This window comes from Nocardia sp. FDAARGOS_372, from assembly GCF_002554515.1.
Taxonomy (GTDB): Bacteria; Actinomycetota; Actinomycetes; order Mycobacteriales; family Mycobacteriaceae; genus Nocardia; species Nocardia farcinica.
The window spans coordinates 6,071,462-6,083,050 of sequence record NZ_PDDW01000001.1; the positions used below are offsets into that span (position 1 = coordinate 6,071,462).

The 11,589-nt window shown below is 71.2% G+C and carries 9 protein-coding genes; 6 read left to right on the forward strand and 3 right to left on the reverse strand.

Translation table 11 applies throughout. The features are described 5' to 3' along the window. Positions 1–87 precede the first annotated feature (87 nt). The 6 genes from CRM89_RS28190 (at position 88) to hutG (ending at position 6,865) form a co-directional block, all read left to right on the forward strand. A complete protein-coding gene (locus tag CRM89_RS28190; RefSeq protein ID WP_098086690.1) occupies positions 88–1,251 on the forward strand; it encodes an acyl-CoA dehydrogenase family protein in 1,164 nt (387 codons plus the stop codon). An 11-nt stretch (positions 1,252–1,262) separates the two neighbouring features. Beyond that, entirely contained in the window at positions 1,263–2,405 is a 1,143-nt protein-coding gene (locus CRM89_RS28195) for a CaiB/BaiF CoA-transferase family protein (RefSeq protein WP_098086691.1), read from the forward strand. Between the two features lie 41 nt (positions 2,406–2,446). Further along, the gene (locus CRM89_RS28200; protein ID WP_060593489.1) at positions 2,447–3,112 is read left to right on the forward strand and encodes an IclR family transcriptional regulator; all 666 of its coding nucleotides are present in this window, start codon (positions 2,447–2,449) and stop codon (positions 3,110–3,112) included. Between the two features lie 189 nt (positions 3,113–3,301). Beyond that, positions 3,302–4,738, forward strand: coding sequence for a cytosine permease (locus CRM89_RS28205; protein ID WP_041560729.1), 1,437 nt, complete (start codon positions 3,302–3,304; stop codon positions 4,736–4,738). Positions 4,739–4,747: 9 nt separating this feature from the next. Continuing rightward, the gene (gene hutI, locus CRM89_RS28210; protein ID WP_098086692.1) at positions 4,748–5,926 is read left to right on the forward strand and encodes an imidazolonepropionase; all 1,179 of its coding nucleotides are present in this window, start codon (positions 4,748–4,750) and stop codon (positions 5,924–5,926) included. A 6-nt stretch (positions 5,927–5,932) separates the two neighbouring features. Further along, the gene (gene hutG, locus CRM89_RS28215; protein WP_098086693.1) at positions 5,933–6,865 is read left to right on the forward strand and encodes a formimidoylglutamase; all 933 of its coding nucleotides are present in this window, start codon (positions 5,933–5,935) and stop codon (positions 6,863–6,865) included. A 50-nt stretch (positions 6,866–6,915) separates the two neighbouring features. Here the strand turns inward: hutG and CRM89_RS28220 are convergent, their stop codons facing one another. The 3 genes from CRM89_RS28220 to CRM89_RS28230 form a co-directional block, all read right to left on the reverse strand. Continuing rightward, positions 6,916–8,556, reverse strand: coding sequence for an indolepyruvate oxidoreductase subunit beta family protein (locus tag CRM89_RS28220; RefSeq protein WP_060592894.1), 1,641 nt, complete (start codon positions 8,554–8,556; stop codon positions 6,916–6,918). Beyond that, positions 8,556–10,718, reverse strand: a complete 2,163-nt coding sequence (locus CRM89_RS28225) for an indolepyruvate ferredoxin oxidoreductase subunit alpha (RefSeq protein ID WP_011207767.1) — start codon at positions 10,716–10,718, stop codon at positions 8,556–8,558. The genes CRM89_RS28220 and CRM89_RS28225 overlap by 1 nt, the downstream gene beginning before the upstream one ends. A 73-nt stretch (positions 10,719–10,791) precedes the next feature. Continuing rightward, the gene (locus CRM89_RS28230; RefSeq protein WP_060592893.1) at positions 10,792–11,553 is read right to left on the reverse strand and encodes a cyclase family protein; all 762 of its coding nucleotides are present in this window, start codon (positions 11,551–11,553) and stop codon (positions 10,792–10,794) included. Between the last annotated feature and the right edge of the window lie 36 nt (positions 11,554–11,589).

Genomic DNA, 11,589 nt, shown 5'->3' on the forward strand with positions numbered 1-11,589 from the left:
GCGATCCACGCCATAGTCAGTCTTGCCGTCTGGCGAAATACGTATTCCGTCTGATGAAATTCTCGTCCTATCCCGAGGAGCGTTCCCGTGTCCGTCCCGGTTCTCGACCACGACCTAGACCTGACCGAATTCCGCAGCAGCGTAAGAGCTTTCGCGGAGGCCGAGATCCTGCCCGGTGCCGCCGAGCGCGACGCCTCGGCGCGGTTCCCCGCCGACCTGGTGCGCAGGCTCGCCGACCAGGACCTGATGGGCATCTCGGTGCCCACCGAATACGGCGGGCTCGGCCTGTCCACCCGCGCGCAGCTGGTCGCCATCGAGGAGGTCGCCCGCGCCGACGCCGCCCTCGCCTCGATCTACACCGCCCACTACCTCGGCCTCGAACCGATCCTGGTCGGCGGCACCGAGGAGCAGCGGGCGCGCCGGCTGCCCGCGCTTGCCGCCGGTGAACAGCTGGCCGGGTTCGCCCTCACCGAGCCGGACGCCGGGTCCGACATCGCGTCCATGCGCACGGTGGCCCGCCGCGCCGCGGACGGCTGGCACCTCTCCGGCGCCAAGACCTTCATCTCCAACGCCCGCGAGGCCGACCTTGTGGTGCTGTTCGCCAAGACCGATCCCGACGCCGGGTTCCGCGGCATCACCGCTTTCGCGGTCCCGAAGGGCACGCCGGGCATCACCTACTCCGAGCCGCAGGACAAGCTGGGCATCCGCTCGGCGCCGACCTACACCGTCTACCTCGACGACGTGGTCCTGCCGCACGACGCGGTGATCGGCACCGAGGGCCGCGGCGGCAACATCGCGCTCACCGCCCTCAACCGCGCCCGCATCGATGTCGCCGCGATGGCCAACGGCATCGCGTTGCGCGCCTGGGAGCTGGGCCGCCGGTACGCGGCCGAGCGCAAGCAGTTCGGGCATCCGATCTCGGAGTTCCAGGCCATCCAGCTGCTGCTCGGCGCGTGCGACGCCGAACTCGTCGCCGCCCGGGTGACCGCCGACTGGGCGGCCGATGTCAAGGACGCCGGGCAGGACCTGCGCCGGGCCGCCTCGATCTCGAAGTACACCGCCACCGAGGCCTGCTTCGCGATCGTCGACCGGGTGGTGCAGATCCACGGCGGCGCGGGGTTCATGCGCGAATCCGAGATCGAACGCCTCTACCGGGACTGCCGCATCCTGCGCATCTTCGAGGGCACCTCGCAGATCCAGCTGTTGACCATCGCGGGCAACGCCCCGTCGATCCGGTCCTACGACTACTGAGAGGCCGACCCGTGAACGCCCTACCTCCGCTCGACGGCGTGCGCGTCGTCGACCTGTCCCGGGTGCTGGCCGGGCCGTACTGCACCGCGCTGCTCGCCGACGCGGGCGCCGACGTGGTGAAGATCGAGACCAAGGCCGGTGAGGACGCCCGTCACCTCGGGCCGTTCCGTGACGGCGAGAGCCTGTACTTCACCGTGCTCAACCGCGGCAAACGCTCGGTCGCGCTCGACCTCAAGGACCCGGCCGACCGGGACGCGCTGCTGGAGCTGATCGCCGGGGCCGATGTGGTGGTCGAGAACTTCCGGCCCGGCGTCACCACCCGCCTCGGCATCGACTACGCCGCCGCGCGGGCGCGCAACCCGCGCCTCGTCTACGCCTCCATCTCCGGCTTCGGCCAGCAGGGGCCGATGTCCGGCGCCGCCGCCTACGACCTGGTCGTGCAGGCGTTGTCGGGGATCATGAGCATCACCGGCTCGCCCGAATCCGGCCCGACCCGCCTGGGCGAATCGTTCGGCGACCTGATCGCCGGGCTGTTCGCCGCGTGGGGGATCAGCACCGCGCTGCTGGCCGCCCGCACCACCGGGCAGGGCCAGCACCTGGACGTGGCGATGTTCGACAGCATGCTCGCCATGCTGCCCACCGCGCACAGCCAGTTGCAGGCCACCGGCGCCGCGCCGGGCCGGGTGGGCAACCGGCACCCGGTGTCGACTCCGTTCGACACCTACCGCGCCGACGACGGACTGTTCGTGCTCGCCGTCGCCAGCCAGTCCGGTTTCGAGAAGCTGGCCCGCACCCTCGGCCGTGGCGACCTGATCACCGATCCGCGCTTCGCCGACGACACCGCCCGCACCGTCAACGAGCCGGTGCTGCGCAAGGAGATCGAGAACTGGGCGGCGGGCCGCACGGTCGCCCAGGTCGTGGCGATCCTGACCGCCGCAGGCCTGGCGGCCTCACCGGTGTGGGACGTGGCGCAGGCGCTGGACTCCGAGCAGGCGCGCAGCCGCGGGGTGGTGCAGTCCTTCGAGCATCCCGTGGCGGGCATCGTAAGCTACGTCCGGCAGCCTGTCGTCTTCGGCGGCAGCGCCCGTCCGCCGGTGCGGCGCAGTCCGCTGCTCGACGAGCACCACGAGGAGGTCCTCGCGGAATTCGGCTAGCTTCCGGCACACCTTGCTCCCGGTACATGGAGGAACACCCGATGGCCCCCGGCGACGTGACCCGCAGCGTGAGCCGGACCTTCGAGTTGCTCGGGGCCATCATCGAGCACGGCGGGCTCACCCTCGCCGACGCCGCCAAGGCCACCGAACTCGCGCCGAGCACCGCGCTGCGGCTGATCCGCAGCCTGGAGCAGACCGAGTTCGTGCTGCGCGGCGAGGACAACGTCTACCGGGTGGGCCCGCGGCTGCTGCAGATCGGCGCACGCGCCATCGCCGACCACCAGTTGGTGCTGCGTGCCCGTCCCGCGATGGCGGCCATCGCCGAGACCACCCGGGAGTCGACCTACCTGTCGGCGCCCGGCCCGCGGGGCACCGCGCTCTACATCGACCAGATCCAGGGCACCTACGCCATCCGGCACATGGGCTGGGTGGGGCAGACCGTGCCGCTGGTGGGCACCGCGGTGGGCGCGGCGCTGCTCGGTGAGGTCGGCCCGCAGGGCTACGCCGTCGCCCACGACACCATCGAGGAGCATTCGACCGGTGTCGCCGCGCCCATCCACGACGCCATCGGCCGCGTCGCCGGCGCGTTGAGCGTCGTCGGACCGACCTTCCGCCTCGACGACGAGACCTGCGCCCGGCACGGCCGGGTCCTGGTCGAGCACTGCGCCCGGCTCTCGGCCGAGCTGGGCCGCACGACCCCCGACTGATCACCTTTCGTCGCGCCACCGGACCCGGGGAACTCCGGGAAACCACTCCGAACCGCTTGACAGCCTGTCTATACAGGCATATACATATCTCCGGTGTGGCGTGATCCAACACACAGCACGCGCGTCGTCGTGTGCGACGCCGCGATCACCGCGCCGCACATGCACTCGCCGCAGAAAGTCAGGCCAGCCATGAAAAACGACGGCACCGCCGAGGACATCCTCACCCTCGAACGCCGCACCATCGACGTCGTTCCCGACAGCGAACGACACGGCACCCCGCGCAGCCAGTTCACCCTCTGGTTCGGCGCCAACATGCAGATCACCGCGATCGTCGACGGCGCACTGGCCGTCGTGTTCGGCGCCGACGCGCTGTGGGCGATCATCGGCCTGCTGATCGGCAACGTCTTCGGCGGCGCCGTGATGGCGCTGCACTCCGCGCAGGGCCCGCGGATGGGGCTGCCGCAGATGATCTCGAGCCGGGCCCAGTTCGGCGTCAAGGGCGCGGTGATCCCGCTGGTGATGGTGATCCTGATGTACCTGGGCTTCGCCGCCACCGGCACCGTGCTCGCCGGTCAAGCGGTGAACAAGGTCCTCGGCATCGACAGCCCCACCGTCGGCATCCTGATCTTCGGCGGCCTCACCGCCTTCGTCGCCATCACCGGCTACCGCCTCATCCACATGGTCGGGCGGGTCGCCACCGTCGTCGGCATCGTCGGATTCACCTACCTGGCGATCCGCTTGTTCGCCGAGTACCCGGTCGCCGACTACGTCGGCATCGTCGACTTCGACGTGGTCACCTTCCTGCTGGCGATCTCGCTGAGCGCGGGCTGGCAGCTGACCTTCGGCCCCTATGTCGCCGACTACTCCCGGTACCTGCCGCGCAGCACCAGCGAGCGCACCACCTTCTGGTCGACCTTCCTCGGCAGCGTGATCGGCTCGCAGTGGTCGATGACCTTCGGCGCGCTCGTCGCCGCGGTCGCGGGCGATGCCTTCCTCGGCAACCAGGTCGGCTTCATGGGCGATCTGGCCGGCCCGGCGGCCGTCGCCTTCCTGATCTACCTGGTGATCGTGGTCGGCAAGCTCACCGTCAACGTGCTCAACGCCTACGGCGGGTTCATGTCCATCCTCACCACCGTGACCGCCTTCAACGGCCGCTCGCACATCTCCACCACCGCGCGCACCCTCTACATCCTCGGCTTCGTCGGGGTGTCGATGCTCATCGCCATCGCCGCCAGCGCGGACTTCCTGGAGAACTTCAAGAACTTCGTGCTCGTGCTGCTCATGGTGTTCACGCCGTGGAGCGCGATCAACCTGATCGACTACTACCTGATCTCCAAGGAGCGCATCGACCTGCCCGCGCTCTACGACCCGAACGGCCGCTACGGCGCGTGGAACACCCCCGCGATGATCTGCTACGCGCTCGGGGTGGTGGCCCAGATCCCGTTCCTGGCGCAGAAGATGTACACCGGACCGGTCACCGAGATGCTCGGCGGCGCCGACATCTCCTGGATCGTGGGCATCCTGTTCACCGGCGCGATCTACTACCCGATCGCCAAGCGCACCAACAACCCGCCCGCGCAGATGATCTACCCGACCCACACCGAGATGGTCGACACCCGCCTCTAGGAGCCCGCGATGCCCACCACCGCACTGACCGGCATCGGCCAGCTGGTCACCAACGATCCCGCCCTGGGCGAGGGCCCGCTCGGCCTGCGCCGCGACGCCGCGATCGTGTTCGAGGAAGGGGTCGTCGCGTGGGTCGGCGACTCCGCCCACGTGCCCGCCACCGACACCGCGCACGACCTGGACGGGCGGGCCGTGCTGCCCGGCTTCGTCGAATCGCATTCGCACCTGGTGTTCGCCGGCGACCGCGCCGAGGAGTTCGCCGCCAGGATGTCCGGCCGCCCGTACGGCGCGGGCGGCATCCGCACCACCATCGAGGCCACCCGCGCCGCCACCGACGAACAGCTGGGCGCGAACGTGCGGCGGCTGCTCGACGAATCGCTGCGCGCCGGCAGCACCACCGTGGAATGCAAGTCGGGCTACGGACAGTCCGTCGAGCACGAGCTGCGCAGCGTGCGGGTGGCCGGCCGCTACACCGACGAGGTGACGTTGCTGGCCGCGCACGTGCCGCCGCCCGAATACGCCGGACGCGTCGACGATTACGTGGCGATGGCGTGCGCGGAGATGATCCCCCGGTGCGCGCCGCACGCGAAGTGGATCGACGTGTTCTGCGAGCAGGGCGCCTTCGACCGCGACCAGGCGCACGCGGTGCTCACCGCGGGCATCGCGCACGGACTGGTCCCGCGCGTGCACGGCAACCAACTGCACCGCGGGCCCGGTGTGCAGCTGGCGGTGGAGGTGGGCGCGGCCTCGGTCGACCACGTCACCTACATCGACGACGCCGACATCGAGGCGCTCGCGCACAGCGACACCGTCGCCACCCTGCTGCCCGGTGCCGACTTCTGCACCCGCAACAGCTATCCCGACGCGCGCGCCCTGCTCGACGCGGGGGTGACGGTGGCGCTCGGCGCCGACTGCAACCCCGGCACCAGCTACACCACCAGCCTGCCGTTCTGCATCGCGCTCGCGGTGCGCGAGCTGCGCATGACCCCCGACGAGGCGGTCTGGGCGGCGACCGCCGGTGGCGCGCGGGCGCTGCGGCGCGGCGACGTCGGCGTGCTCACGCCCGGCGCCCGCGCCGACGCGCTGGCCCTGGACGCCCCCTCGCACCTGCACCTGGCCTACCGGCCGGGTGTCCCGCTGATCAGCCGAGTGTGGCACGAGGGCACACTCGCCTACGCGACGAACTGAGGAGACATGCGACCCGCACCCCGCTGGACCGGCCGCACCGACGGCACCACCGACGAACACCTGCGCTGGCACCAGGTCGTGGCGCCCTACGCGCCCGGCGCCGAGCCCGGTTCCTGCGTGTTCGTCGGCTTCGCCAGTGACGAAGGGGTGCGGCGCAACAAGGGACGGGTCGGCGCGGCCGCCGGTCCCGACGCGCTGCGGCAGGCCATGGCCCCGATGGCGCTCGACCGCCCGCGCCGCGCCTACGACGCGGGCACCGTCGAGGTGGTCGGCGAGGCGCTGGAGGAGGGGCAGCGCGCGCTCGGCGGCACGGTCGCGGGTCTGCTCGACGCCGGGCATTTCCCGGTGGTGTTCGGCGGCGGGCACGAGATCGCCTACGGCACCTACCTCGGTGTCACCGGATCGTCGCGCCGTGCGCCCGGCACCCGCCTCGGAATCCTGAACCTGGACGCGCATTTCGATCTGCGGGCCGACCCGGTGCCCAGTTCGGGCACCCCGTTCCGGCAGATCCTCGCGGCCGAGGGGGACGCCGTCCGGTACGCGGTGCTCGGTATCAGCCAACCCAGCAACACCGCCGCCCTCTTCGACACCGCCGCGCGCTTCGGCGTGCGCCACCTCCCCGACGACGAGTGCGACCCCGCGACGGCCCTGGCCTTCGTCGACGCCTTCCTCGCCGAGATCGACCTGGTGTATCTGACCATCGACCTCGACGTGCTGCCCGCCGCCGTCGCCCCCGGGGTCAGCGCACCCGCCGCGTTCGGTGTGCCGCTGCCGACCCTGCAGGCCGTGTGCGACCGGGTCGGCGCCAGCGGCAAACTCGCCGTCGTCGACGTGGCCGAACTCAACCCCGGCCTCGACATCGACAACCGCACCGCGCGCACCGCGGCCCGGCTGATCCACCGGATCGTCACCCGGCACGTGCCGATCCCCGCGGGCTGACCGACGTCACGAATTCGGGTGCGCCGGAACGGAATCCGGCGCACCCGAGCTCACTTCGCGCTCGCCGCCGCCGATTCCGCCAGTTCCGCCGCCAGGGCCGCCCCGTCCTCGTCGGCCAGTGCCGCATCCCGCAGTCGCGCCAGCCGCTCGGCGGCGTCCGGGGTGCCCGCCAGCTCCTGCGCGGCCGCCATCAAGCGGGTGAAGCTCTCCCACCCGTGCTCCCAGGTCGCGCCGTATCCCTTGAGGACGCGTTGGCATTCGACGATCTCGCGGGCCAGGTCGGCGTCGATGCTCGCCGCCGACAGCGCGATGGCCAGCCACTCCTCGATGGCGGCCTGCTCGCGGGCGAACCGCAGCGAGCGCGGGCGCAGCGGGCGCACCCGGGCCATCACCGACAGGGCGGTGTAGCCGGTGATCGAACTGGTGTTGACGATCATGCCCCGGTGGGTCAGTTTGCGCACCACCCGGCCGAAGACCGTGGAGCGGCGCAGGGTCGCGCCCAGCCGCTCGGGCAGGGTGTCGGTGATCTCGTCGCTCTGCGGGTGCAGGTACTCGCGCACCTGGATGAGCTGATCCGGTTCCGCACGGGCCTCCGCCCGGATGCGATCCATCCGGTGACGCCGGGTCTTCTGCAGCGCGACCTGGATGGTGTCCTGATAGCACATCCACAACGCGAGGTGCCGGGCCGCTTCCACCGTAAGCCGCGCGGCGCCCTCGGCGTCGGGGTCCACGGCGGCGAAGCGCGCCACCCGCTCCAGATACCGCCGAGCGTAGGTCTTGTTCTGGTAGACCGCGGTGCGCACCAGGCCGTGCAGAATCATCGAACGCGCCGCGGCGGGCAGGTCGGCCACCTCGGCGGCCAGGGTCCGCAGTTTCGGCCCCACCAGCGCGCCGGGGTCGGTCGCGGCGATCTCGTTGCGCCGCCGGTCCTCCCGCTCCTTCTTCTCCTCCGCCGACAGCGGCCGGGGGACCAGCGTCAACGGCACCGGCTCGCTCGCGCGGGCCGCGCCGGAGCCGGCCGCCGTCGTGCCCCCGGCGGGGGCCGCCGACCGCGCCGCCTCGTAGCCCGCGGCGAACGCCGCGAGCGACTGCTCGACACCCTTGCCGAAATCGCGGATCGGCTGCTCGAACTGCTCGCGGCCGAACGGCAGCACCCCGCACCCGGCCAGCGCGCCGAACAGCGACGCGCTGATCACGCTGCGCGCCTGCTCGGCCACCGCCATGAAGTCGGCGGCGATCAGCCGCTTCGCCCCGCGCCGCGCGGTCTCCAGCAGCGCCGCCGAATCCGCGCGTCCGTCGCCCGGGGCCATCCGCTCGTCGATGGCGAACACCCGGTGCGTGGAGGTGATCAGGGTGGTCCGGTCGGGCGTGCTGAAGCCACGCTGCACCGCCCGCCCGGCTTCCATCAGCTCCGAGGCGACCACGACGTCGACCTCGCCGGGGGTGGGGAACACACTGAGCACCGGCACCGCCCGTGCGGCACCGGAAGGCGGTGTGGGCGGGAACAATTCGACGTAGTACACGGTCGCGCCGGTGCGCTGCGCCACGCCGGGCACCGAGGTGGACTGGGCCCAGTACCCGGCCTTCTCCGCCACCTCGACGATCCAGTCCGCGAGCACTCCGCCGCCCTCGCCGCCCATGGCCAGCACGGCCAGGGTGAGCGGCCGCTGCCCGTCGTACCAACTCGACATCACTGCGCCTCCAGACCGGCGATCCGCCGTTCGACTCCGCGGGCGAGCAGCCCGATCCACCACCCGCGCACCCGGGCGAGCAGCCGGTCCCGGCGGGTCGGGTTGTAGACGACATCCGTGCGATAGAACGACGGGCACAGCACCGCCGCGTGGGCGTTCGCCCCGCAGACACCGCAGCCAACGCAGCTGTCCAGCACGGTGGCGATGGGGTCGGTGCGCAGCGGGTCGGGATTGTCGGTGACGGTGAGCGAGGGGCACCCGGAGATGCGGATGCAGGCGTGGTCGCCGGTGCAGGTCTCCGGGTCGACGCCGTAGCGTTCCCGCACCACGCGCTTGCCCTCGCGCAGCGCCCGGGCCCGCTGCGGTTTCTCCCTGCGCTGCTTGTTGAGCTGGCATTCGCTCTGCATCACCAGGACTTTCGGCCCCGGCTCGTCGGTGGTGAGCGCTTCGACGAAGGTGTCGCGGACCTTCGTGACGTCGTAGGTGTCGTCGATCGTCTTGGCCCACCGGACGCCGATCCCGCGCACGGCCCGCTCGATCGGGTGCTTGGTGGAGCGGGCGGGCAGTTCGGCCGCCGAGGACAGCACATCCTGGCCGCCGGTCGCGGCGGCGTAACCGTTGTCGACCACCACCAGCAGCTGGTCGTTCTTGTTGTAGACGGCGTTGCCGACGCCGCTGCTCAACCCGTTGTGCCAGAAGCCGCCGTCGCCCATCATGGCGATCGTGCGGCGGTCCGAGCCCGTCGAGTTCAGCGCCGAGGCGGCCGCGGAGCCCAGGCCGTAGCCCATCGTGGTGGCGCCGAGGTCGAACGGCGCGTTCACCGAGAACAGATGGCAGCCGATGTCGGCGCTGATGTGGTGCTTGCCGGTCTCCCGCTCGGCGAGCTTCAGTCCGCTGAAGATCGGCCGCTCCGGGCATCCGGTGCACAGGCCCGGCGGGCGCGGATGCACGAGCTGCGGATCGACGCGGGTGGCGAAGGGGCTGGCCGGGTCGTCGGCGGGACGCAGCAGCGCCGGCTCGGCGGTGACCGCCGTGGGCAGATAGCGCGCGAGGAACTCGTGCAGGCCACGGGTGACCACCAGCGAGGTGTATTCCCCGGCCATCGTGAACAGATCCTTACCGTGCAGCACGGTAGGCACGTCGGCGCGGCGCAGCACGGTGTTGATGTTCTGTTCGATGAAGTCGGGCTGACCCTCTTCGACCAGCAGCACCGCCCGCTTGCCGCGGCAGAATTCGACGACCTCCTCGTCGATCACCGGGTAGGCCACGTTCATCACATACAGCGGCACCCGGGTGTTGCCGAAGGCGTCCGAGCAGCCGAGCAGTTCCATCGAGCGGTTGAGGGTGTTGTAGAGCCCGCCCTGCACGATGATCCCGACATCGGCCAGATCGGCGCCGAACACCTCGTTGAGCCCGTGCTCGCGGATGTAGCGCACCGCGGCGGGCCAGCGGTCCTCGATCTTCTCCCGTTCGTGCTGGAAACTGGCCGGCGGCAACACGATCCGGCTCACATCGCGGGTCGGCTGCCGGGTCGCCTCGGTCACCGTCAGCGGCGGTCGCTTGTTGTCCTTGGCCTCGAACGCGCCGTGCAGGTGGCACGAGCGCAGCCGCAGCAGCAGGAACACCGGGGTGTTGCTGGCCTCCGACAGCTCGAAGCCCGACTCCACCGCGTCGACGATCGCGGTCACGTCCGGCCGCGGATCCAGCAGCCACATCTGCGATTTCATGGCGAAGGCGTGCGAGCGCTCCTGCATGATGCTCGAGCCCTCACCGTAGTCCTCGCCGAGGATGATCAGCGCGCCGCCGGTCACGCCGCCGCTGGCCAGGTTCGCCAGCGCGTCGGCGGCGACGTTGGTGCCGACGGTGGATTTCCAGGTCACCGCGCCGCGCAGCGGGTAGTGCACCGAGGCGGCGAGCATGGCGGCCGCGGTGGCCTCCGAGGCGCTGTTCTCGAAGTAGACGCCGAGCTCGTCGAGGACCTCCTTGGCGTCGCCGAGCACGTCCATCAGGTGCGAGATCGGCGCGCCCTGATATCCGCCGACGTAGGCGACACCGGATTGCAGCAACGCCTTCGTGACGGCCAGGATGCCTTCGACGTGCAGGGTGCTCCCGGCCCCCTGGCGCAGCTTTCCGACTTCGTTGGCGAACGAGCGTTCCGCCATGTGTTGTCCTCCGATTCGTGTGCGAGAGCCCGGTGTTCGATCAGCCGCGGCGCCGCCCGGTGGGCGTGCCGGGTCAGCGTTCGACGAGGGCGAGCACCCGGGCGGGACTGCCGGAACCGCCGACGATCGGCAGCGGCGAGACGATCAGCAGCGCGCCGGTGGCGGGCAGCTTGTCGAGGTTGCGCAGGCTGGTCAGGCCCCATTTGTTCGCGCCGAGCAGCAGGCTGTGGCAGGGGAACGCGGGATCGAAGCCGGGCGCCGCGCCCGCGTCGGTGCCGACGGTCTCCACCCCGAAGCCGGCCAGCGGGGACTTCTCGGCCAGCCAGCGGGCGCACTCCACCGACACACCCGGGGTGTGCCCGTCGTTGGTGAAGGCGGCCGCGTCGGCACCGCGGACAGCCCAGCCGGTGCGGTAGAGCAGCCAGCCGCCCTCGGGCAGCGGTCCGTGTTCCTGTTCCCATGCCTCGAGGTGGGCGACCTCGAGCAGGAAGTCGGGGTCGTCGGCGACCTGCGCGGTGAGGTCGACGACGGCGGCGGGCGCCACCAGGGTCTGCAACGGCGCCTGCGAGACGTCGTGCCCGTCGCGGCCGGTCTCCCAGTGCACTGGTGCGTCGAGGTGCGTGCCGGTGTGTTCGCCGGTGTGGATGTTGTTCCAGTACCAGGCCGGGCCGCGGTCGTCGTACCGGCTGATCTCCTCCAGCCGGAACGGCACGGTGTTGGCCAGCGGCGGCGGCAGTTGCAGGATCGGCGTCGATTCCTGCAGCGGGGTGGTGAGATCGATGATCTCGACGGCCCCGCTGCGGGTGGCCTCGACGACGGTGCTGAGAACGGACATCACTACTCCTGCGAGGGTGCGTGGGTTTGCGACGAG

Coding starts and splice junctions, on each gene's coding strand:
- hutI (WP_098086692.1), top strand. CDS start 4,748: ATGCCCACCACCGCACTGACCGGCATCGGCCAGCTGGTCACCAACGAT.
- hutG (WP_098086693.1), top strand. CDS start 5,933: ATGCGACCCGCACCCCGCTGGACCGGCCGCACCGACGGCACCACCGAC.
- CRM89_RS28225 (WP_011207767.1), bottom strand. CDS start 10,718: ATGGCGGAACGCTCGTTCGCCAACGAAGTCGGAAAGCTGCGCCAGGGG.
- CRM89_RS28200 (WP_060593489.1), top strand. CDS start 2,447: ATGGCCCCCGGCGACGTGACCCGCAGCGTGAGCCGGACCTTCGAGTTG.
- CRM89_RS28205 (WP_041560729.1), top strand. CDS start 3,302: ATGAAAAACGACGGCACCGCCGAGGACATCCTCACCCTCGAACGCCGC.
- CRM89_RS28230 (WP_060592893.1), bottom strand. CDS start 11,553: ATGTCCGTTCTCAGCACCGTCGTCGAGGCCACCCGCAGCGGGGCCGTC.
- CRM89_RS28220 (WP_060592894.1), bottom strand. CDS start 8,556: ATGTCGAGTTGGTACGACGGGCAGCGGCCGCTCACCCTGGCCGTGCTG.